The organism is Streptomyces sp. NBC_01304 (assembly GCF_035975855.1).
Lineage (GTDB): Bacteria > Actinomycetota > Actinomycetes > Streptomycetales > Streptomycetaceae > Streptomyces.
The window spans coordinates 10,636,962-10,658,997 of sequence record NZ_CP109055.1 but is presented as its reverse complement, the minus strand read 5'-3'; the positions used below and the strand labels follow the sequence as shown (position 1 = coordinate 10,658,997).

21 protein-coding genes are annotated in these 22,036 nt (G+C 66.5%); 10 read left to right on the top strand and 11 right to left on the bottom strand.

Translation table 11 applies throughout. The features are described from left to right. Positions 1 to 408: 408 nt before the first annotated feature. The 4 genes from OG430_RS47495 to OG430_RS47480 all read right to left on the bottom strand — a co-directional run bounded on the left by OG430_RS47495 (position 409) and on the right by OG430_RS47480 (position 7,525). Entirely contained in the window at positions 409 to 1,629 is a 1,221-nt protein-coding gene (locus OG430_RS47495; protein WP_327350254.1) for a sigma-70 family RNA polymerase sigma factor, read from the bottom strand. Next, on the bottom strand, positions 1,626 to 2,423 hold the full coding sequence (locus tag OG430_RS47490) for a hypothetical protein (RefSeq protein ID WP_327350255.1): 798 nt from the start codon (positions 2,421 to 2,423) through the stop codon (positions 1,626 to 1,628). Before OG430_RS47490 ends, OG430_RS47495 begins: the two co-directional genes overlap by 4 nt. Before the next feature lie 1,878 nt (positions 2,424 to 4,301). Next, the gene (locus OG430_RS47485) at positions 4,302 to 6,704 is read right to left on the bottom strand and encodes an SsgA family sporulation/cell division regulator (protein ID WP_327350256.1); all 2,403 of its coding nucleotides are present in this window, start codon (positions 6,702 to 6,704) and stop codon (positions 4,302 to 4,304) included. Beyond that, positions 6,701 to 7,525 (bottom strand): sigma-70 family RNA polymerase sigma factor, encoded by an 825-nt coding sequence (locus tag OG430_RS47480; RefSeq protein ID WP_327350257.1) that lies wholly within the window; start codon positions 7,523 to 7,525, stop codon positions 6,701 to 6,703. The genes OG430_RS47485 and OG430_RS47480 overlap by 4 nt, the downstream gene beginning before the upstream one ends. Positions 7,526 to 7,743: 218 nt before the next feature. Between OG430_RS47480 and OG430_RS47475 the strand changes: the two genes are divergently transcribed. Further along, positions 7,744 to 7,932, top strand: coding sequence for a hypothetical protein (locus tag OG430_RS47475; RefSeq protein WP_327350258.1), 189 nt, complete (start codon positions 7,744 to 7,746; stop codon positions 7,930 to 7,932). Positions 7,933 to 8,177: 245 nt separating this feature from the next. Here OG430_RS47475 and OG430_RS47470 read toward each other — a convergent pair whose 3' ends face one another. From OG430_RS47470 to OG430_RS47460, 3 genes are all read right to left on the bottom strand, one after another. After that, entirely contained in the window at positions 8,178 to 8,984 is an 807-nt protein-coding gene (locus tag OG430_RS47470) for an SAVMC3_10250 family protein (RefSeq protein WP_327350259.1), read from the bottom strand. 39 nt (positions 8,985 to 9,023) lie between these two features. Then, positions 9,024 to 10,136 (bottom strand): helix-turn-helix domain-containing protein, encoded by a 1,113-nt coding sequence (locus OG430_RS47465; protein ID WP_327350260.1) that lies wholly within the window; start codon positions 10,134 to 10,136, stop codon positions 9,024 to 9,026. A 198-nt stretch (positions 10,137 to 10,334) separates the two neighbouring features. Continuing rightward, positions 10,335 to 10,547 (bottom strand): hypothetical protein, encoded by a 213-nt coding sequence (locus OG430_RS47460; protein ID WP_327350261.1) that lies wholly within the window; start codon positions 10,545 to 10,547, stop codon positions 10,335 to 10,337. A 464-nt stretch (positions 10,548 to 11,011) separates the two neighbouring features. Here OG430_RS47460 and OG430_RS47455 point away from each other — a divergent pair, with 464 nt between their 5' ends. Beyond that, on the top strand, positions 11,012 to 11,152 hold the full coding sequence (locus tag OG430_RS47455) for a hypothetical protein (RefSeq protein WP_327350262.1): 141 nt from the start codon (positions 11,012 to 11,014) through the stop codon (positions 11,150 to 11,152). A 146-nt stretch (positions 11,153 to 11,298) separates the two neighbouring features. Here the strand turns inward: OG430_RS47455 and OG430_RS47450 are convergent, their stop codons facing one another. Then, entirely contained in the window at positions 11,299 to 11,661 is a 363-nt protein-coding gene (locus OG430_RS47450; RefSeq protein WP_327350263.1) for a hypothetical protein, read from the bottom strand. Positions 11,662 to 11,750: 89 nt separating this feature from the next. Between OG430_RS47450 and OG430_RS47445 the strand changes: the two genes are divergently transcribed. From OG430_RS47445 to OG430_RS49650, 3 genes are all read left to right on the top strand, one after another. Next, complete coding sequence (locus OG430_RS47445) at positions 11,751 to 12,005, top strand: helix-turn-helix domain-containing protein (protein WP_327350264.1); 255 nt, start codon at positions 11,751 to 11,753, stop codon at positions 12,003 to 12,005. A gap of 254 nt (positions 12,006 to 12,259) precedes the next feature. Beyond that, positions 12,260 to 12,655 (top strand): hypothetical protein, encoded by a 396-nt coding sequence (locus OG430_RS47440; RefSeq protein ID WP_327350265.1) that lies wholly within the window; start codon positions 12,260 to 12,262, stop codon positions 12,653 to 12,655. Then, the gene (locus tag OG430_RS49650) at positions 12,652 to 13,563 is read left to right on the top strand and encodes a sigma factor-like helix-turn-helix DNA-binding protein (protein WP_442816676.1); all 912 of its coding nucleotides are present in this window, start codon (positions 12,652 to 12,654) and stop codon (positions 13,561 to 13,563) included. Before OG430_RS47440 ends, OG430_RS49650 begins: the two co-directional genes overlap by 4 nt. Before the next feature lie 121 nt (positions 13,564 to 13,684). Here OG430_RS49650 and OG430_RS47435 read toward each other — a convergent pair whose 3' ends face one another. Then, a complete protein-coding gene (locus OG430_RS47435) occupies positions 13,685 to 13,912 on the bottom strand; it encodes a hypothetical protein (RefSeq protein WP_327350266.1) in 228 nt (75 codons plus the stop codon). 192 nt (positions 13,913 to 14,104) lie between these two features. On the opposite strand from OG430_RS47435, the gene OG430_RS47430 reads away from it, so the two are divergent. The 4 genes from OG430_RS47430 (at position 14,105) to OG430_RS47415 (ending at position 16,271) form a co-directional block, all read left to right on the top strand. Further along, entirely contained in the window at positions 14,105 to 14,341 is a 237-nt protein-coding gene (locus OG430_RS47430) for a hypothetical protein (protein WP_327350267.1), read from the top strand. A gap of 67 nt (positions 14,342 to 14,408) precedes the next feature. Then, positions 14,409 to 14,909: an RNA polymerase sigma factor gene (locus OG430_RS47425; protein ID WP_327350268.1), complete on the top strand. Its 501-nt coding sequence runs from the start codon at positions 14,409 to 14,411 to the stop codon at positions 14,907 to 14,909. After that, the gene (locus OG430_RS47420) at positions 14,906 to 15,529 is read left to right on the top strand and encodes a hypothetical protein (RefSeq protein WP_327350269.1); all 624 of its coding nucleotides are present in this window, start codon (positions 14,906 to 14,908) and stop codon (positions 15,527 to 15,529) included. The genes OG430_RS47425 and OG430_RS47420 overlap by 4 nt, the downstream gene beginning before the upstream one ends. Positions 15,530 to 15,722: 193 nt before the next feature. Next, positions 15,723 to 16,271: an AAA family ATPase gene (locus tag OG430_RS47415; RefSeq protein ID WP_442816678.1), complete on the top strand. Its 549-nt coding sequence runs from the start codon at positions 15,723 to 15,725 to the stop codon at positions 16,269 to 16,271. 112 nt (positions 16,272 to 16,383) lie between these two features. On the opposite strand, the gene OG430_RS47410 is transcribed toward OG430_RS47415, so the two are convergent. Together OG430_RS47410 and OG430_RS49645 are read right to left on the bottom strand one after the other, a co-directional pair. Next, a complete protein-coding gene (locus OG430_RS47410) occupies positions 16,384 to 16,716 on the bottom strand; it encodes a hypothetical protein (protein WP_327350271.1) in 333 nt (110 codons plus the stop codon). A 336-nt stretch (positions 16,717 to 17,052) separates the two neighbouring features. Then, positions 17,053 to 17,448 carry a DUF6207 family protein gene (locus tag OG430_RS49645; RefSeq protein WP_442816419.1) on the bottom strand — a complete coding sequence of 132 codons (396 nt, stop codon included), beginning with the start codon at positions 17,446 to 17,448 and terminating at the stop codon, positions 17,053 to 17,055. Between the two features lie 731 nt (positions 17,449 to 18,179). Between OG430_RS49645 and OG430_RS47405 the strand changes: the two genes are divergently transcribed. Next, a complete protein-coding gene (locus OG430_RS47405) occupies positions 18,180 to 21,932 on the top strand; it encodes a LamG-like jellyroll fold domain-containing protein (RefSeq protein WP_327350272.1) in 3,753 nt (1,250 codons plus the stop codon). Positions 21,933 to 22,036 lie beyond the last annotated feature (104 nt).

The window sequence follows — 22,036 nt, the reverse complement described above, 5'->3', positions numbered from 1 at the left end:
TCTAAAGAAATTCCTGACGGAATTTCACGCCCGCGTGCATTCGCCTGACGGCGAATGCGTTGTGGTTGAGGTCGCCCGCTGACGCGGCCCTTGGTTTTGCGTGTTGATTTGCCTGACGGCAAATCAAGTGGGTTGTTTGTGGGGTGTGTTGATTCGCCTGGCGGCGAATCTGTGGGGGTGTGGGTTAGGCCGCTGGCGCGGCCTTTTCTGTTATGTTTCTTGCCTGACGGCAAGTCAGTTTTGTTTGTCTGGAGGCTTGTTTGATTTATCTGGCGATAAATCTCTCTATTTTTCTGTGTGTTGGCTCTTCTGGAATTCGTTGGGTTCTCTGTGGTGTGTGTCGGGTTTTGGGCATGAGAAGGCCCGTCGGCTGCCGATCTGACGATCGGGCCGGCGGGCCGGGGGTGTTCAGTGGATGAGGCCGATATCGGGTGCCGGTAGCAGCCGTTCCAGGGCGGTCATCATCCTCGTGAGCATGGGTGGGTTTGTGGAGCGGGGGCTGCGTGGGGGTGTCTCGGGGGTGCCGGGGTTCGAAGGGGAAGTGGTGCCCGGTTCGAGGTTCTGGGCGAGGGTTCGCAGAGCGCGCTGTTGGAGGGTTCTGAGGGCTGCCTCCGTGCGGTCCATGATGCGGGCCGCCTCGGCGGCGGAGAGGCCTTGGTGGAACCTCAGGACGATGCACTCGTACTGGGCGGGGGTGAGGGCGCTCAGGGCTTGGAGGACGGCGGTCGGGCGGGCCGGGGTGTCCTGGGTGGTGCTGGGCGGGGTGAGGGCGGTGTGCTGGCGGTTACGGCCGCCGTAGGGGGTGGTGCCCTGGTTGGTGAGCAGGGTACGGGCCATGGTGATCAGCCAGGCGTGGGGGTCTTGGTCTTGGCCGGTCTCGCGGGTGGTACGGGACACGGCCTGGCGGAAGGTCTCCCGGGTGAGGTGCTCGGTCGTGGTCGGGTTGCCGGTGTGGAAGTAGATGTAGTCGTAGACGAGTCCCGCGTAGCGCTCGTAGAGGTCGTGGAAGGGTTCGTGGCGGTGCGGGGCGGGGGTGGTGTCGGGAGTCTTGTGCTCCGTGATGTTCGTGGGCGGGGTGTGGGGCTCGGGCTGGTGCCCGGTGGTGAGTAGTTTGCGCAGCCGGCGTCGTCCGAGGGTGAGGTGGGCTCGGACGGTGCTGGGGGTGATGTCGAGGGCTGCGGCGAGGTCGTCGATGGTCCAGGTCTCGAGGTAGTACATGACCAGGGCGGTGCGTTGCATGTACGGCAGCTGCCGTAGGGCTCGCAGGAGCATGTCCTGCTGGTCGACGGTCTCGGTCTGGTCGGGTGCCTGGAGGTCTTGGGTGTCCTCCGGGTGTGCGGTGAGGGTGATGCGGGACCGCAGGCGGGTCTGGGAGTAGATGTTGCGGCGTGTGACGGTGGCGACGTAGGCGGTGGGGTTGTCCACCTCGTCCCAGCGGAGGTAGGTGGCGACGTAGGCGTCCTGGACCGCGTCGAGGGCCCAGTCGTGGCTCGCGGTGTAGGTGCATGCCTGGGCTACGAGCTGGGGGTAGGTACGGCTGTAGAACTCGGTGAAGGACGGCTTGCGCGGGGCGGACCCCGGGGGTGTGGGGTTCGGCCCGCGGCTGAGTGGTTCAGGGGGTGGGGTCATCGCAGTTCACGGTCCATGGCGACGGTGTGCGGGGTGCGGGGCGGCGCCTGGCCCTCGTCGGAGGGGTCCGGGGACAGCAGGCGGCTGCCCAGCGTGATGACGGCGACCGCGAGGGCCGCGCAGGCGATCTTGTCGCCGGGGGTCCAGCGCTGCCAGAACCAGACCGGGTCGGTCTTGCCGATGCGGACGCTGGTGAAGCGGCTGGTGATGAGCCAGCAGATCAGCGGGATCAGGACGAGGGTGACCGCGCTGGCGGTCATCGCGGGCGCGGAGTTCGGGAGGTTGCCTGTACTGGCCCACCACAGGGCGGCGGCCGCGACGTCGAGGGCCAGGCCGAGTCCGAGGAAGCCGCGTCGGCGTGGGGTGCGCCACCATGCCCACCACGGGTGGTTGCCTTCCAGGGTTTGGCGTACCTCGCTGGAGCGGGCCTGGACCCAGTCCCGGTCGGCTCCCTCGATACGGGCGCTCACCTTCTTCCTGGTGATCTCCACGTGCATCATGCGGGTCGTGTTGCGGGCCGTGATCGTCAGGTCGGACAGCTCGATGGCCGTGTCGCCGGGGACCGACCCGGTGATCCCGGGGTCGTTCAGGAGCTCGGCGAGCGTCCCCCCGGTCGTGGTGACGCACGGGTTGTGGTCCGTGCGTCGGTCGCGCGGGATGGGGTAGCGGGTGGTCAGTTCGATTTCGTCGGGGGCGAAGTGCCGTGTGACCCGGCGGATCAGCTCATCTGCGATCTTTCGGGTCACTCGGCAGGGCCTCAGCTGCGGTTCCTCGGAGAACGGCAGGATCGTCATGATCGTCCTGATGTCGTGGACCGACTGAGGAGTCTCCGGGGAGTTCCAAGTCGGTTGATTTATATGGGATATGACGTCCCGCCGCGCGCTCCGGCCAGAGACTCGAGGGTCCGCCACGGAACAGGATGGCCCCAACTGGCCCCGCCCGTCCACCAATCCCGTGTTTATCGGCGCATCGGCGGTTCCCGGCCCGTCTGATTTCTGTTGACGATGCGTCAACAGCGGGCGGGTCCGGGGGGACGAGGGTGCGGCGCGTGTGGCGTCGCCGAACCCGGAGGATCAAGATCACAACGCTGCGCGGGCGCATACATGTATGCGCCATGGGGTCTCCGGAGTGCCGAAAGCAAGTTCGTTGCCGGCATAACGGTTGGCGTCGGCCGGTGCGATGATCCTGTGCACTCCGGCGCAGTCCGTCCCGGCCGTGCAGAAGTGGGCTCCTTTTGGAATGGCCCAGTACGGAGACATGAGGTATGAGTCATCAGATCCCTCCGCCTCAACGGCATTCGAGAGCAGCGAATAGAGGGAAGGACCGTCGATGGGATCCACGCCGAAGGCGCTGCACTAGATGAGTTCAACAAGATGCTTCAGTACCACGAACATTCTCCGCCAAGGGTGCACGGTGGAGCACCCTCTCTATTTCATTTCCCTATACATGAATCATCTTTGAGGTCGTTCAACGGGAAGGACGTCATCCTTGGGAAGCGGCGTTCGATGCTCCACTGGTTTTTCTTGGCTGGATGGCCTGCCAAACGGGAACCGGCATCATCTCTCAACAGCCGGATAAAATTGCCATGTTGCGCGCTGACCGAGTTGGCCGCGTGTGGAGGAGGGCAGCAGCTTCCGCGATGGTGCTGGTTCCTCTTCGGTTCTAAAGGCTAGGAGTTGCCGAGCATCGGTTGATAGGCGGGGCGCAGAGCTGCTTCGGAGCGAGCAGCCGGCCGGGGTGCCCGTGCTGCTTCAGTACCCCACAGGCCCCACGGGTGCCGTCTTGTGTTGCAGCACCTCGTCCAGTCCGTCGATGACAGTGACCAGTGGACGAACTCCTTGTCCGGGGCACTGCGAGCTGCTGCACGAACCGGATGCTGCCGCCTGGAGGTCCTTGGCAGGGGCCAGTCGTCCTCTGCCAGGACACGCATGCCTATCTCTAGCAATCGGCTGACGCGTTGAGCAGTCGATCCGCCAGGGGCACGCGGTCATCTGGCTTCCTGGTCAACAGCAGTCGAGCATCGAGAGCAGGTGTGCTGGTATCCCTTCCAGCGGTTGCCAGGGCCGACCGTCTGCGCTCGTGATCTGCGCTGCCTCTAGCAGTCGACCAGGACAGGCCTGTTGGCCGGCGTACAGCAGTGACGTGTTCGTGTCTTCCAGGTGCAGGCGCACTGGCCACTCAGGGGGACGTGGATTGCGGTGCTCGGACCGATACGTCCTGGGCAACTGTGCTTCCTGCAGGCAGCGGCGGCCAGTCTTGGGGACACCAAGGGGCACCAGGGGCAGGCATGGAACAGGCGGGAGCTCAAAGCTCCCGCCTGGCTGGTCTGTCCCTGAGTCTCTTGGCCGGAGCGCGGAGACAGACCATCTATCCCAACCGCGATGCCAGGCACCGCGATGCAACCAGCCTCAGCCGGTCCACGTAGTAAAGAGTGCCACGCAACCCCAAATGCTGAACACCGATAGAGGATTTCTTCGGCACCGTCCCCCGTGCCAGAGGCGCGCTGCAACGATCCGGACACAGCCGTTCTTCGATCGCACCTGCGTGCCCAACAGGCTCAGCTCATCCCAGATCCCTCGAGCCTGGTGAGTCCAGCCGGTGTATTGGCACATGGCCCGTCAGGGACATCCAATCGGCCGGCCCTGGCGTCCTGGTGGCTACACCGCTACCTGCTAGAGAGGGTCACAGCCGCTGTGATGCTCATGCTCTGCGCTCCTGACTGACTGCTCCAGCTCCGCACAGCAACCCTGATGAGGCCGTTCACGCACAACTGGTGGCCTGGGATCGTCCACAGCCTCTGACCTTTCACCGACGGTGAAACCTTCACCTGGATCGCCCGTGAGGATGCGAGCACCTTGTGTGCCGGCAGACGTGGCACGGTGCAGTAGTTCGTTGGCAGCAATGTCCAGTGCCACCTGCATGTGGGAATGCTCGCTGCCGTAGCCGATGAGTGCTTGCGTGCGGTCCAGGAACTGACGGAGGTCGGCCTGCCGCATCTGCAGTACGGCCTCTCCTTGGGGCACGCTCAGTGCGATGTTCACCCAATGCCCTTCCTGGCTGCCCGCTGGTTCGTCTGCCCTCCATACCTGTACGTCTCCCGATCCAGCGACGCCGTTCATTCCCTCAACGAGCAGGTCACGGGCAAAGGTCCAGGGAACCTGGTGTCCTGCCGGCTGCTCGAAGACGGCATGCACCGCGTACGGGTCATCGCTGCGATAGGTGAAGGTTGCGGGAACGGGAATCGGTTCTGGTGGGGCCAGCAGAAGCAGGCAGCTGGCTGCCCGCACCATGGTCACCCCCTGAGCCGTCTCAAGATGGCACGACGATTCCGCAAGCAGCCACGGGGATGCTGTACCACCGGCCGCGGCAAGAGGTTCACGTTCCCGCATGACCCGCAGGGACGCTGCCGCTTGTCCATGTGGAGTTCTGGCTGGCGCAGGCAATGCCAGCGGCGTCGACCAAGCAATCGTGACGAGGTCCCACACCGACGTGTCCGATGGATACGCGGGTCGGGCACGTGTGCCGGCAAGAAGCTTGCTCAGTCTTTCCAGCCAGTGATGAGGCCCGCAGTCATTGGGCAATGGTCCTGCGCAGGCCAGTGCAAGAGCCATGGCCGATCGCTGATCCGGTGCGTCCCGCAAGTCGTTCCACCATGTCTGCTCCGGCAGGCATCCATGCTGATTTGTGGGCGCCAACGGATGGATCGAGTGCGCTGTCACATGGTCCCGATCGCGTGATGCAGCAGTGGTTCTCCACGCTTCGTGCGCTGCCAGGAACATGCTTGCGGTCCTGCCCCGACCGCTCCAACAGTCTGGGATGACGTATCCGCGATTGTCCTTGGCTCGGTCGTTGCCCCAGGGAGACAGGGCAAAGGCAGACACGTACTGGCGGTGCCAGACGGTTTCGGTGTCGAGGTCTGTCCGCAGCCAGTAGCGGTTGCCGTCGCTCGTCTGGGACGAAGCACTCTTGCACCACACGTAGTTCGTGCCTGGAGTGAGGCGATTGGCCGGCTCAACACTGTCGCGTGTGCGGTGGCCACCCACAGGAGTGAAACGGCCTGCCAGCCGGTACCACCAGTGCTGCGCCCTCTGTGTCTGCCCGTACCAATCCGCAGCAATACCTGCGTATGCAGCCCGCTCCCCGTCCAGGCGCCACAGATACGCTCCGCCTCGCTGCAGCCAACCGTCAAGGAAACCAACGGGATCGCTCCAGTAATGCCCCTGGATGTACAGGGACGTTGCGGCAGGCTGACTGCCAAGGAATGAACGCGCAGTCACATGGGCACCAAAGGGCCGCTCCCCCACCAGGGAACCGGAGCAGGCCAGTGCAAGTTTCACCCCCATGCCAAAGCGTCCAATACTGCTTTCCCCGACCCGGTCCGTCCCCGGCTGCCCAGTCTTCGACGGCTCCACCGGGCAGACAAACGGAACAGCCCCAAATCCTCTGGCCCACCCCATCGTGGTCAACTCTCGCCGCAGGCGCGTCAGGAACGGCTCGCAGTCAGTTCGGACCGAATCCACCAGGCCAGCCAGAAGCGACATTGCCGCCATGCGACGTGACTCCTGCACCCCGCCTCGGAGCACAAAACAGAGTTGCCGGTTCAACCCGAATTTCTCTGACACCCCTTCGGGCAAGAATGGTGTTCCCCAATTAAATTCGTCAGTAATTCGGGCATGGAATGTCTCCAGCCCCAATACCAGAAAGCGATAACGGGGAACATCATGTGGTGACCTGATGCCGCTTTGCGGACCACGGGCCGTCCAGGTCCCGTGGTCGATGCCCATCGGGGCTGACCGGGGTGTCACAGGGCGCGGGACTGCATCCGGCGCCGGGGCACTCGGTGCGGCCTGCCCGGCGGCCCTCTGCGCACGCAGGACCTCGGCGGCATCCGTCACGGGGGCACTGCGGTCGGAAAGCCGGGCGGCCAGCTCCTCGCGCATGGCCTCGGGTGTGTGACTGCGCACCGCCCGCACCCTGGGGGCTCCCAGGGTGGAGGAGTCCAGCAGGGCGTCGAACTCCTCGAGGCTCTTCTCAACACGGTTGAGATCCATGGCTCCACCTGTCGTGGTGGTCATCGTGCTCCCCCTTCGGTGTTCTGCGCGCGGGCCTTGGTGCGCACCCGGGTGAGACGGCCTTCCAGGGCCTTGGCCGTCAGCCCCGCACGCTCGGCGGCCTCTTCCTGCGTACAGCCGGCCGCCCGCCAGGCCAGCGCGGCGCGCAGCTCCGGGGTGGTCACCAGCGGCAGGATGCGGTCGAGTTCGTCGTGGATGACGGCGGTGTGGCAGGGGTCCGGGGCGCGCTGGTCCGGGATGGCGAGCACCGGGTCGTCGTCGAGTCCGGTGTAGGCCCGTCTGCCCTGGGAGGCTGCGCGGTCCATGCTCCAGGCCCCGTAGACCTTGCGGAAGGCGAAGATGCAGGCGCGGACGTAATAGGTCTTCAGTGCGGCGCCTTTGGCCGGGTTCCAGCGGCTGCGCGCAAGGGCGTTGCCGCGGAAGGTGTCCATGCCGTCCAGGACGGAGTCGGTGACCACCTCGTAGCGGTCTTCCCAGGTCCAGGGAATGATCAGCCCGGCGGGGATGGGGCAGCCGGCCAGGCGGGCCTGGCGGAAGATCTCTTCGTTGGCAGTCCAGTTGAGCAGGACGGGCCAGGCGTACTCCATCAGCTGGCCGGCGAACCGGTTGAACAAGGGCCCGGTGAAGTCCTGTACGCGCAGGATCTCCACCACCTCGGCGTCCCGGGCGCGGCGCTCAGCCCGCTCCGGCCTGCTCTCCTCGGCTGCGTGCGGCGCCAACAGCGCCTCGAAGCGGTCGAGTTCGCCCTCCAGGGCGTGGAGCTCGGCGTCGTCGGTGGTGGGAGTGCCGCTATGGCGGGCAGTCCCCGCTGCCTCGTCACACATATGCACTCCTTCGCGTAGCGGCCGGCTCGTTGGTTGCCTGAGGGTGCCTCACATCAGTACGTCATAGGGCCGTCACACGGTTCTCCCCTCGCCTCTTCCGGCACTTTCTGCTGTGGCATGGATCACGCGAGGGGATCTCGAGGTCGATCGCCTACAGCATCTGCAACCGGACCGGCAGCCACTGCGCTGTTGGTCGTGCTTCTCCCCACGGAGCTGATGTGGCCCACAACGACCGCGATCCCCTGCTCGGCCAGCGCGCCGCGCTCATCCTGCTGCTCGGCATCCTGACCGCGGCCACCGCCGGGGTACTGACCGTCCTGGGCGGCGCCGCCCCCGCCCAGGGGGCGCTCGCCTCAGGCGCGGCCTTCGCCGCCTCGGTGCTGTTCTTCCACAAGATCATCAGCTGAGCGGGCGCCACACCGGTGGGCACGGGCGCCTGTGGGCAGGGCCATCACGCCTTGGCCCACGTCCGTCACATGTGTTGGCGGGCCCGGGGCCTCTGCCGGTCCCATGGGGCAAGTGTCCAGCCCACGTCATCGTCAAGGCTCTCCCGCCCTCGACCGCGCGCAGATTCGCAGAAGCTCTCTGGACACACTGGTCAGCCGCACCGCCGCCCGTGAACTCCTCGAGCGCCCTGTTGCCCGGCCCCAGGTCAGCGTCGTGGTCGCCACCAGCGCCGGTGGCGCGCAGTCTCTCCGGCGTGAGGTGTCGACGTGACTGGCGGAGCCGGCTGCACCCCAACCTCCATGTACAAGGGAGTTGCCACGATCATCCGGTGCTGCAGCCGCTGCGGCGGGAAGTTGCACAACACGCGGGCATGCCCGCGCAGGTACCCAGGAGTCCGGTAGAAGCGAGAGATCATGGAGAAGGCGGACCTGGCCGCGAACTCCTGGTCACTCAGCCCGGTAGAGGCCAATGCCTCAGGAGTCGTCGTGTCTCCACGGGCCTCTCGCTGGACCAGGTCGGCTGCCATGGCGTGCAGCCAATCCGAGCCGGATCCCATCCTCGTCGGCGGATGATCACGGTGAGCCCGTACATGCTGCTTCGAACCGCACAGCAGCAGCTCGATGTTGGGGCAGAACTCACCATCGCGGTGCGGGCAGCAGCCCTCTTCCAATGAGGCATAGGCGAAGACGCCTCGGTCATGGAATCCGACATCGCTGACTGCGGCGCCGTAGCGGAACGGGCCACGGAACTCCAACCAGGCATCGACTCCAAGATGCCCGCACGCCGCGGGCTCCCATGAGCGCGCCCAGCACTGTTTCTCCAGATGCTCCAGGACGCGCTCCAGACGCTCGGCAGGTGTTCGCTCCCCGACCCCGCCCTCCCCCACAGCGACGCGACCGCCAGAACCCAACACACTGGCTTCGGCCTCAACGGCTCGATCCGTGAGCCTCCTTCGCGGCCGCTCGTAGAAGTCATCGAGCTTGGCTATGGACAGATACTGCAGCTCCCGCATGTCACCCCGCCTCCTTTCAGGTGCTGTGCCCCGTCGGCATCAGGCCGACCGACGAAGGCGGACGATCAGCCACTCCCGGCCAGGCGGGCCGCCGCTTAGCACCTCGACATGCCTCAGTAGATCCCCGATCTGGGCGGCTTTCGCCTCCTCATGCTCCCGAAGCTCGATCACCTCCTTCTGCCAGCCGATCCGGGTGGAGTCCAGCTCTTCCTCCATCAACTTGATCTGCTGGGTCAGCCTGGCCTGCTGCGCCTCCTCCTCTTGCAGCCGCAGGCGCAGCTGCTCGAAGGTACTGCCCGTCTTTTCCACTGCCTGCGCGTGCAGCCTGTAGATCTCCACGTGCCGTGCCCTCTCGACTGCCGGGGAGTCAGAAGTGATCCTCCGAATGAGTGCGCTGATCACTTCCGGAGAGGGGATCCGCTCCCCGCTCAGGTGCCTTGAGAGAGCGGAGGGGCTCATGCAGACGGAGCGGGAGAGCTCACGGAGACTCAGTCCCGATGAGGAGCACACATCACGGAGCGCCTCGGCGAGCTTCCGCCGTTCCGGTGCGAGGCGGCCGTCCAGGGGCCGCCAAGGGCGGCCGCGTTCTTCCCTCTGCTGCTTGCCGAGTTGGGGCTGGGGTTGGGTCGTTGCGTACGCAGTGGTTCGCTCTCGCGTGGCGCTCAGCTTCGACGGCGTTCGCCGTGCAGCGAGAGCCTGCCGAGTGCTGTTCCACTGCGTCAGTACCAGCTCTGGCTCCATGGCAAGCGGGCGCCCGCTCCGATGTACCAGGTGAAGGAATTGGGAGACCAGGGCGGTGACCACCCGATTGCTTGGCACGGTTGATCGGCTCGGGCTCAGTGCGTCGGCCAGAGTACTCACGGCCAATCCGGTCCGCCTGCTCAACTGCTTGAACGAGGGCTCGCCCGCCCACGTCCGCATGTCGCGCAGTAGCTCGACGAACTCACCGGGGGTCGCTGCCGTGCCGGGGTCGGGAGGTGTTGTCGACCGGATGGGCAGGGCGCTCAGGCCATCCAAGGGGCCCGGCCGTTGAGCGATCAGCCACTGTTCCGACCAGTACTGGGTGTTGCCGCCGCAGGCCCTCGCATAGGCGAGCACGACCGGCAGCTTCGGCAGCACGTTGCCGCTGGCGGCTTTCGAGAAGGTCGTCACCGAGTAGTCCCCCACCCGCGCCACCATCGACTCGTACGTGGGGTTCCCCGCGCTCCTGCGAAGACCACGCAGCTGGTGGGCAAGCCCGGCATACGGGGCTTGCGGGTCGATGTCTTTCTCCAACCGCGGCATCGCTGCTCCTCAACGGCCAACGGGGCGGTGCCGTCGAACGGCACCGCCAAGGGGTTGAGGAACTCGTCAGCGTGCGCGGGTCAGTTCGCGCGAAGCAGCGCCCACTGCCAGGAGCGCCGCAATAGCGGCGGACACGTCGTACCCCAGGGAGACCAGCACGATCACCAGGGTGCCGACGGGCAGGAGTGCGGGGACGGCGAAGCGCCGGCCGCTGGGCAGGCCGATACAGAAGGCGCCCTCGGGCACCGGCGCATTCTGAACAGGGATGTATCGGGTCATGGTCAAATTCCTTGGTCCGGACGGTCGTTGACGGTACGTCATGGGTTGCCGCCCCTGACGTGTACTCACCGTGACATGAACCGCCGCCCGGCACAGGAGCTTCCAGGGCACTCGTTTTCCGGATACGTACCGGCCTTGAAGTCGGCTCTGAGGTGCCCCAACCGCCTACCGGCTGGGGAAAATGCCCGCCGACTCCCTCCGATTCGGATGCGCGCAGCCCCAGGTGCAGGTCAGACGCCACTTTGTTTCGTTTCATCCGAATGGTTTGTCCGCCATCCCGCAACGCCAAAGGCCCATGGATGCTAGGGCACACAGTTCCCGAGCCATGTCTTCGGGGCGGTGGCCCTGTCCTGGTCCGGACGGTCAGCCACATGCTGCGGGTTCGTCCGTTGCCGCGGGCGCTCCCACCTCCTGTGCAAGGCGCCAATGCCCTTGCACAGGAGAACGCAGCGGCGGCAGCCACCGTGAGCGCAGGTCAGACCACAGGTGAACCCGTCACGCCCGCGCCCGTCTCGGCAAGCTACGTGGAGCACGCCGAGTCTGACGAGCAGGTCCTCGGGGATTCCACCGACGCGGGCACCTTCTACGACCCGGACCGCCCATAAGCAAGTCGGGCCCTCATTGCGCCCATCAGGTGCAGGCGTTCCAGGACCTCGAAACCGATCGGCACGCCGGCCATGAAGGCCGGACCGCACGACCGTCAGGGGGCAGCGGAAGTCGGAGCTCACCGACACACCGTTCGCCACCTCCCCTACATCAGGCTCGGGCCAGGGGGCGTGTAGGTGATGCCGACATCTCCGGCGGAGGTCGCCGCGAGGGCAACGACCTTCCAAATCCCGGCGGGAACGCCAGCCCTGGGACCGTCGCAGGCGTCGTTGAGTAGATCCACGGTCAATGGCACGGACTTACCGTCCGGGTCCTGGGCCGAGAACTTGACCTCCTGCGCTGTCCACGGATTCGCCTGGACAGAGGCGAACCTCACCAAGGCGTGCCACACCGCGAAGTCCAGGCCGTTCTGGGTGAGGGTCAAAGTGCCCGGCCGAAGGTGAACACCGACATCGACTTGGGTGTCCTCCTGCACGATGACGGGCTCGCCGGTGGCGCTCAAGTCCACGTCTGCTCTCCAAGGGGAAAAGAGTGGGAACTCAGCTGCTCAGCATGGCAGGTGAACTCTCATCGGAAGAGGGCGTCCAACAATCGATCATGCAAGGCACCCACGAGGGCCTAGCAGCCGCGCGAGCCCGCGGTGAGCGGATCGGCCGGCCACCCGCCATGACGGAGGAACAGATCCGTCACGCCCGCGGCCTGCTGACCGACCCGGAGAACACCATCACTTCGATTGCGAAGTTGCTGGGCGTCTCACGTACGACGCTGTACAAGTACGTTCCGGAACTCGCGGTCGGGCGTGACTCGCTCATTCCAAGTGCCCGGCCGGCGGCGCTGCCCGCTGTCGAGTAATTCGGGCTGGCCCGCCTGAGCGTGCGTTACGAAACCTGTGCTTCCCTCCTTAGTCCTTGCAGTCCAAGAAGGTGCAGGTGGAGGCGGGGCGTCACTCGGGGCGCGCTTCATGGCAGACTCGTCCTCGCGCGGGTATACCTGTGCACCCCTGCTGCTCCTGCTTCCCCCTCCGGGAGGCGGGGGCTTTTTTGTTTGCCCGTCGTCTCCAAGCCTCGGTCTGCTGACCGGGGCTTTTCGCGTCTCGGAGGTCGTTCGTGTATGTGCTGTCTGCCGGTCTCTTCTCCGGCTCGCTGATCTACGTGGTGTGCGTCATCGCGCTCGTGGTCGTCCTGGCTGCCCTCGTGGCCTGGGTCATCCGAGCGGTGCTCGACAAGACGCAAGCGGAGGACGTGCCGGATGTCCTGGTCGGGCTGAGCCAGGTGATCGGTGCGTTGTCCTGCTTCCTGCCGTGGGGCAAGTGGCGCAACACCGCTGGCGAGGCAGTCCCGGCTGGAGAACCGGCGCAGCCCTCAGGGGCTGGCGCCGTCGCGCCGCAGCCCTCGACAATCAACCTCACCGCCGGACAAGTCGCCGTGGTCCGCGAGGCCTTGACGGAGCTGCGCCCCGACACCGTGCAGTTGCCGATGGCTGGGGAGAGGGGGCAGCAGTGAGGCGGCAGCACACCTTCCGTGATCCCACGGCGAACCGCAGCACTTCCTCGATCCAGATCGAGGAAGTGCTGCGCAGGCTCACGCCCCGCGAGGCCTCGGCTTTCCGCATGGTCTTCCAGGGGCACCCTGTGGCGACGGTCGCCTCCGAGATGGGGATCTCGGAGCAGGGTGTACAGGGGCTGCTTCATAGGGCCAGGAACAAGCTGCGGCATTCAGACGTCCTCGATGTGGTTGACGAGTTCCGTGCAGCGGACGCAGGGCGGGCGCGGCAGGAAGTCCCGCCCCTGACCAGGCACTGCGCCCAGTGCCAAGCTCAATTCGAGTTGCATCAACCATCTCCCGGGCAGATGCACGGGGGCAGACCGCGCCTCTTCTGCTCGAACGCCTGCCGTCAGACGGCCTATCGGAACCGCAAGGCCGCGGCCGAAGCAACACCACAGCCGGACAGCACCAGCCCGCCGGTCCCGTCGCGGCCACAACGGGTGAGGACTCGTCTGTCCGTCTGCCACTCAAGCACCGGAGGCGACCTCGGCGACGATTGCTTGTTGTTCCCCGGACATGAGGGCCTACACCGCACCCTTGTCGACCTAGACACCACGCCTCGGTGGGCCTCGTGGCAGGCGGCCCCGCCGGCGCACGATTCGAACCTTTGGGAGGCGCCCACCGCATGCAAGTTCCAGCCGGTGTGCACGGCTGCACCGCAACTGACGCTGTGGTGCCTGCTGCCTGAAGGCCACACAGGCGTACACGCGTTCTCCGAACCACCTCAGTGGATGTCCGGACCAACTCGGTGGAGGTACGCGCCCAAGCGATCGATGCTCTCCCGCAGCGTCATAAGTGCGCTGCGCGTGAGGATCTCCCCCGGAGGAGCCGGCAGTACGGACTCCGGCATACCGGTGACGTGCTGACATGGGAGAACGCCCAACTAGGCCGTCGCGGCTACGGATACCATGTGATCGATGTCGATCTGATGCCCCGGATTGCCGGTGATCGTCTGGTCGTCGTAGTACGACACCCACTCCCCCTCGGTCACCGCGCAGCCCTCGCCCGGGTGACCTCCGTGGTGGCCTCCGCAATCAGGATCTCCTCGACCACCGGCAGCAGGGCGACGGCCTTCTGCAGCGACGTCTTCAACGGCACCGGCCCCGCCGGGACATCCGCAGACACCGCGGGCGCGGCTGCGAAGGAGAGGAACAGGGCGCACGGCAGGGCGACGAGAGCCCATGAGCGGCGGCTGCGGATACGGCTGGTGATCATCTGTCCTCTGTACCCGTGAAGACAGCAGGCGTGCGATCAATGACCCGCCGCCCAGCGTTTGTTCACTCGGACAGCACGGCACAAGGTGGCCGGGATTCCGATGCGAGGAACCGATGTCACATCTGCGGTGGTGTTCTGCACTAGGGGGTGTACGCGGCGCGCAGGGTGTCGCCGAGCAGAACGGAGGCCGGCATGGACCCGGTGTTGATCGCCTTGATGGGGGCGCTCGCGGTGTGGCTCCTGCGGGTGGTCCATGCATGGATCACCGGCCGCGCCCAGATCAAGGTGGCTGAGGCCGGCCAGCAGGGGCTGAGCGAGCGGACCCGGTCGCTCCCGCCCGGCAGCCGTCTGCGCGAGCGCAACTCCGGCTGGCGAGTCGACATCGAGGTAGGGACGCCCAAGGCCCAGCGTGGCGGCGACCATGGCTGAACTGCCCGCCTCGCCAAGGCCGCCCCTGCCGGCAGCGGTGCGAGGGAGCGACAGCCGACCACGCCGCATGCCTGCGGCACCGGTGGTGGACGAGTTCGCCAAGCTGTACAAGCAGGAGATGCCGTTCCTGACCCGGTTCCTCATGCGCCTGGGTGCGTCCCCTTATGAAGCGGCGGATGCCGCGCACGAGGCCTTCATCGCGGCGTTGCCGGACAAGTGGGAGAGCCTGGAGTTTCCGCGGGCCTGGCTGCGGACCACGGCCCATCGCTGCTATCTGAAGCAGAACGACCGCAGGACTAGACCCGTTGATCCCGTGCCCGACCGGCCGGGTGGCACCTGCCCCGTCGCCACAGTGACCCTCAAGGAAGGCAACCAGCGTGTCCTGGACGCCCTGGCCCAGCTCCCGCCGACGCAACAACAGGTCATGGCCTGGGCCCAGGACGGTTTCACCTACGAAGAGACCAGCAAGGCGCTTGAGATGACCGTCGCAGCCGTGCGGCAGAACCACTGCCGGGCCCGCACCCGGCTCAAGCAGATCCTGGGCCTGCAGACGGGAGGCACACAATGACCGACACTCACGCCCGCAACCCGTCGGAGCCTGGCGACGAGATGCTCGACCAACTGCTCACCGACGCCGACCAGGACATGCTGACCTCGTTGAGCGGAGCCTTGCATCGCGAAGCTGGCCTTTCCAACCTGAGCGTGCTGCGTCTGCGGTCCCCCTTGACGGCCACTATCAACCTCAAGCCGGCCGCCCGTTCCCAGCGCCAGGACGACAACGGCCAGGTCCAGTACGCCCTCGAGATGCTGCAGCAGCTGCTCAAGGATCTGAGGCAGTCACGACGCCAGCTCATCGACTCGGAGATCCGAGTCACCAGCCCTGAGCGCCAGGCGGCAGGTCAATTCACGCGAGCAAGCCATCTGATCCGCCAGCTCGAAGAGGTCGTGCGAAACCGGACTCTCACAAGGGATACCGCCGAAGCCACCCTGCGCGAGGTCCGATCGCTCCAGGCGCGGGCATTCCGAACGCTGCGCGACGGGTCGAACCAACCCGGCGCCACCACTGGACTCCTTCTGGTCTTGGGCAACATGAACTCGATGGATCAGCACCTGCGCCACTGCGCCGGAGCTCTGCAAGAGCTGCTCAGCGACGAGAACCAAGACCTGGGCCTGCCTCTGCTCTCCTGAAGCGCAGGCACCACCCGAAGTGCACCACCGTCAGGGCTGGCCTCATCGGGCCAGCCCTGACTCATGCTCCTCTACCGCAGGAGGAAGACCCCACCCAGGCGACCCCCGACAGCCGGGAGAGGCGCGGCTCCATGAGCACCGGCGACTCGTAGGACGACAACGCCTCCGCCAACCTGACCTGGTGGATAGCCTCATGCCGGTGACGACGCTCTCCTCCCCCTCCGATACGACGCTGATCGTGCTGCGCGGCAATAGCGCGAGCGGCAAGAGCTCTGTGGCCGCCGAGCTGCGCAATCGGTACGGACGCGGCATCGCCCTGGTCGGCCAGGACAACCTGCGCCGCGTCGTACTGCGCGAGCGGGACGTCGTCGGCGGCGCCAACATCGGCCTGATCGACCTCACCGTCCGTCATGCGATGGAGCACGGCTTCCACACGGTGCTCGAAGGGCTCCTGTACGTCGCGCACTACGGCGAGATGCTCGCCGGACTGCTCGCCGACTACCGGGGCCGCGCCCACTGTTACTACCTCGATGTGCCGTACGAGGAGACCCTCGCGCGGCACGCGACCAAGCCGATCGCGGACGAAGTCAGCCCGGAGGTCCTGGCCGAGTGGTACCGGCCCCTGGACCTGTTGCCCGGCGGCGTGGAGACCGTGATCCCGGCCGCCAGCACCCTGCAGGAGACCGCAGACCGGGTGATGCGGGAGTCCGGCCTGGCCGCGCTCGCGAACACCACCGCATAGCGCCGCCCGTCCACGACACAGAAGCCCGGGAGCACAGAGGGTCGACCCTGTGCGAGGCAGGGCCAGGCGGCGCGGCTGCCGTCGCTGCGCCGCCCTCGGCTCGGGCTATGAGTCACGCCCGGGAGGCAGGCGGCTGAGTGCCGCCTCCCGGAGACGGTCCCGCTGCCTCCGGCCCATATGTCTGCAGAGCTTCCAGGGCGGCCCGTCGGATCTCAGGGGGCGTACCGGGGGCGGCTGCCAGGTCCGTGAGCCGATGCCGGTCGACACGCCGCTGTTCGGCGTCGGCTCTCGCGGTCTGCTCCTGGCGGTTGGCCCTGCGCTCTTGGGCAATGCCCCGGTAGACCTTGAGGGCCACACCGACCACCGCGAGAAGCAGCACGACCCAGGCCGCGGCGGGCGGAAGTTTCAGAAGGTCCGGCGTCAGTCCGGCCGCTGCGGTCACCATCGGCGACTCGCAGGGAATCGCAACGACCGGGGCGTCCCTGCTAGTTCAGCGGGAGAAGGGCCTCTGACCTGGGGATACGGCGGGAATGGCGGGCTGTTTTTGGCAAGGCTGGGGTAGAGCCGATGGAAGTCATCGGGTGGGGCTGAAGAGCCCCATCAATTTCCTTCTCTTTTTCATTCCCCAGTTTCCCTCTGCCAGTTGCGGTAGCCGTCCGCAGGTGGTTCTGCACGTACAGAACGGCAACAGGATACCGGTAGCAGGCCAACTGCACCACAGACAACGAAAGTTGTACCTCACGTGGCAGGACTTCTCGTCAGTCCATCCAACCCCGGGCCTTCACTCCCCTGCTCGTCTCGCCGTGCCTGCTGCTCCAGGTCTGCAGGACCGCCTCGGCGACCCTCGATGGCGGTCCGCCAGCCGGTCGCTGCCGAGCTCTTTGCCGCGAACAAGGGCTTGGGTGCAGGCACTCACTCGCGGGGCCGCACGCGGTCGACTCGCCTGGTCTATACAGGTGTCGGTGCTCAGCTCCGGAACCTGTGGCGCAGCGGGCTCGGTGTGGGCGTACATCCAGGTGTGTACTCGCTCCTCGCCGGGAATCGGGCGCGACGGGAGTGGCCCGGAGATGTTGTGGCAGGCAGTGAGCGCGTGCGCGATGGCGAGCACGGTCTCCTCATCGGCGCCCTCGACGGTGATCCGGGTCAGGCCGGGCTGCTCAAGATGAAGGTGGGACATGCCGTCGAGGACGGCGCTGCGCCGGCCCACGGTTCGCCGAGTACCGGGGTGTCACCCTTTCGAGACCCGCTCACCGTCCTGGCCGTACCTGGTGGATGTGGAGTTCGCGGCCATTACGGTGGCCGCCGCACGGGGGCAGCATCCTTGATCACACTTTCTATTGCCGCCCTTTGAGGGTGTGTTGGTCATGATTCCCAGGCGAATTCTGGGCGCCTGCATGCCCCCTGCGGCGCAGCAGCGAGTCTTCGACTGCAGACAGTCACCGTCAGCGGATGAAGGGTAAGCGCTTGGCGTGTTCTATGCGCTCCCGCGCTCCTCGACCAGCGGGCAGCACCGCCGGCAACTGTGCTGAAGCTACTGCATGTTTGCTGGATGACAGCTCGCATGGGGGTGCGCAGGCGCCCCCGGAGGCCTCCTGGCTGTCTGGCTCATTTGTCTTGCGCGTTGAACACCGTATGTAGCCAGGCTGCCGGTTGATGAGGGGTGCACAGGCCGGGCATCTCCGGGCGTTTTCGCAGCTCAGAGGCATGCCATCTTGCGATGGTGTGATGTGGCCCACATTGACTTGGGGAACTGATGGGACGTTAACTCCACTTCGCTCGTGAACTTTTGGTGACGCTGGGGTGGGGACTGTGGTGTTGGGGCGAAGTTTTCGTCATGCCCGTGTGCGAAGAGACCGTGCGAGACGCACGGTTGGATGGGTGGCTGCCGTCGGGGCGTTGCTTTCGGTAATGCCTGTCGCGTCATTCGCTACGGCTCCGGCGGCTGAGGCAGCGGTGCAGGCCGGGGGCCTCACGGAGCAGAGCGCCTCGCAGCGGGCGGCGGCAAGCGGGGAGCCGGTGGAGGTGACCGCGGCGCGTACCGAGTACACGACCACGCTGGCCAATCCGGACGGTACGTTCACGCTGACGCAGGCGACGCAGCCTCAGCGGGCCCGGGCCAAGGACGGCTCGTGGCGGGATGTCGACATCACGCTGGAGAAGCGTGCGGACGGACGGATTGCCCCGAAGGCCGCGGTCGTGGACCTGTCGTTCTCCGCCGGCGGTAGCGGGGCGGGCATGCTGAGCCTGTCCAGGGGCGACCGGCAGTTGAAGCTGGGCTGGCCGGGCGCCTTGCCGGAGCCGACCCTGGACGGTGCGGCGGCGACGTACGCCAATGTGCCGGTCAAGGGGGTCGATCTGCAGCTGACCGCGACGGCCGAGGGCTACCGCGAGGTGCTGGTGGTCAAGTCGGCTGAGGCAGCGGCCAGTTCGGAGCTGGAGAAGATCCGGCTCACCGCTGCGGGCGAGGGCCTGAGTGTGGTGCCGGGTGAGGGCGGCGGCCTGCGCGCGGTGGATGCGGACGGCAATGCCGTCTTCCGCGGGCCGGCCGGGCAGATGTGGGACTCCGCCGTCCCCACCCCGGCGCCGCAGAGCAGGACCACCAGCAACGTCAAGGCCTTGCCCGAGCAGACAGATGATCCGGCTCAGCCCGACGAGGGCAACGTCACCGCCGAGTTGCCCGTAGCCGTCGGGGACGGTGCGGTGTCGGTGCAGCCGGACCTGGATCTCCTGCGGGGCAAGGACACGGTCTATCCGGTGTTCATCGACCCGTCGGTGGGGCTGGGGCTTTCGGAGTGGACGAAGCTGTCCTCGGACGGGGACAAGTTCTACAAGTTCACCGAGCCCAAGGGCGTGGGGTATTGCGGATACGCCGACGGCTACGCCTGCCCGCGCGACGGCAACGGCGCCTACAAGGACCGCATGTACTTCGAGTTCGGTCCGGGGGCCCTGTCGGGCAAGTACGTGCTGGATGCCACGTTCCGCGCGTATGAGACGTGGTCGTGGAACTGCGATCCGCACTGGGTGGACCTGGAGCGCACCGACAACTTCGGTGAAGGCACTCGCTGGCCGGGCCCGAAGATGTTGGACCAGATGGGCGACCGCTACGTGTCGGCAGGCCGCGCCGACCTGTGCAGCCCCTCGCAGCCCAATTCGTGGATCGAATTCAACGACAACCCCGATGAGGCCGACGAGAACCTGGTCTCCACGGTCAGGGCCTTCGCGGCGGGCAAGTTCGACCGGCTGACCCTCATGCTGAAGGCGAAGGACGAGGGCGACCCGCGGGCCTGGAAGCGCTTCGACAACAACGCGGAGCTGAAGGTCAACTACGTGCACAAGCCGGGTGTGCCGACCTCGGTGGGTGCCATCAACGGCACCGGCAACGAGGCCGGACCCTGCCAGAAATCGCCGACAAGTCCGCAGACGGTCACGGTGCTCACGCCGACCGTCCAGGCCCGGGTGCAGACCTTGGTGGAGCAGCACCAGGGCGAGGAGGAGGGCTCGCTGCAGGCCGAGTTCTACATGGAGCGCTCCAGCGACGACACGTCCAAGGGCACCTGGTCACAGGTGTGGAGCGACTACAAGCCGGAGGCAGGCTGGGACCCGGACGGCACGCTGGAAACGGCGATCACCACCAAGCGGGCCGAGGGGGGGTTGTACCGCTTCCGGGCACGCACCCAGTCACACTGGGTCTATGGCGGTAAGTCGGGCGACCTGTTCTCGCCCTACTCCTCCTGGTGCTACCTGCGCGTCGATACCAAGTCGACGCTGGAGCCCACGATCACCACGGGCGGCCCCTACACCACCTGCGTCACCAACGACTGCGCGCCGAACGGCACTCCGGGCACACCGGGCATCTTCACCTTCAAGCCCAACGCTGCGGACAAGGACGTCAAGGCCTACCAATGGCGCTTGCTGACCAGTGACGCAAAGGCCACCAAAACGGTCAAGCCCACGGTCACCAACGGACCGTGGACCGAAAGCGCCGTCATCCCAGCGCTGTCCGGCACCCAGACCCTCGAGGTCAAGTCGAGCGACCTGGTACTCGACAAGGAGGGCCGCGTCCGCTGGGGACCGGCCGCCCTCTTCACGTTCAAGGTCGGCCTCGATCAGGGGCCGACCGGGCGGTGGCGTTTCGATGACGGCAAGCCCGGCAATGCGGTGACAGTGGCGAAGGACACCGGCGAAGTCGGCACCCGCCACGACGTGACGATCCACGACGAGGCCGCCACCGGCTGGTCCACGCTCGGGCGGCGCGGCGCAGGGGACTACTCCCTGCGCCTGAACGACAACCTCACCGACGCTGCGAAGCAGGTCGGCCATGCCACGACCAGTGCGCCCGCGGTCAACACCGGGGACTCGTTCACGGTATCGGCCTGGGCCTATCTGACGGACGACACCAAGAATCACGTGGTGCTGGCCCAGCCCGGCAAGGACGCGAACGCGTTCACCCTGTACTACTCGGCCGCCTACAAGAAGTGGGTGTTCAACCGGACTGACAGGGATCTGAAGAGCCCGGTGTACATCCGGTCGATGGCGGACGCGGAGAACCCGCCGCTGCGGGTGTGGACGCACCTGGCCGCGGTGTACAAGACCGAGGGCGAGGACGGTCAGCCGGACACCGACCCGGCCAACGACACCATCCAGCTGTTCGTCAACGGCCGCCCGCAGGGCGAACCGGTCCTGCTGGCCAAAGCCGCAGCCACCTACGAGCCGTGGACTGCTACGGCTGGCCTGCAGTTCGGCCGGTCGGTCAAGGACGGCACCGGCTCGGAGTACTTCCTGGGGCGCCTGGACGAGGTCGCGGTGTGGCAGGAGGCGCACAAGACAGAGCAGATCCGCCTCGAGTCGCGGCTGGAGAAAGACGGTGTGCCCGCCAACGAGCTGGTCGCCCACTGGGACGCAGCAAACGCGACCGGGACCTCGATGCCCGAGAGCAAGGAAGACCCCGACGACCCGAACAGCAAAAGCTTCCCCTACCAGCGCGGCGGCATGACCCTTTCCGCCTCGGGAGCAGCCCTGAACGGGGATGACAACACCACAGCTCTCGTCCTCAACGGCACCTCCGGCACTGCCACCACCACCGGACCGGTGGTCGACGAGACCGGCTCGTTCACCGTGTCCGCGCAGGTGCGGTTGAAAAAGACGCTGCTGGCGGCCAAGCCGGTGGGCTACCGCGGGCTGGTGGCCAGCCAGGCCACCCCCGCAGGCAAGGAATCCTCCTGGGCGCTGTGGGTGGAAAAGGTCGACACCGATGTCTACCAGTGGAAGTTCGGGCGTACGGCGGTCGATGCCAGCGGCAAGGTCGTCGACACCGCGCTCGCCCCAGCCGAGGACAAGGTGGGCCCCAAGGAATTCGATACCTGGGTCAACGTGACGGGTGTCTTCGACGCGACCAAGGATTTCACCGCCGAAGACGGCAGCCAGGAGTTCGGTGTAGCCCAGCTGTACGTCGGCCCGGCGCCTCAGCAGGGCAGCGAGGACGGCAAGGATCCCTTCTTGGTGGGCGTCCAGCAGGGCGCGGGCATCCTCGCAGCCGGCAGCGGCTCAGTCGGCGGTAAGACAGGCAACTACCTGGCCGGAGACCTGGCCAAGGTCCGCCTATGGACCGGTGCTATGACCGGCAACCAGGTCACAAGCCAGATCGCCGCACCGTCCCAGTAGCCGGCCTCCACGATCCCTCCGCCGGCAGGCGGCTCTCCAAAGCAACCTTCGACAGCGTGCGGCCACCCGACAGCCGGGTGGCCGCACGCGAGGAGAACACCCCT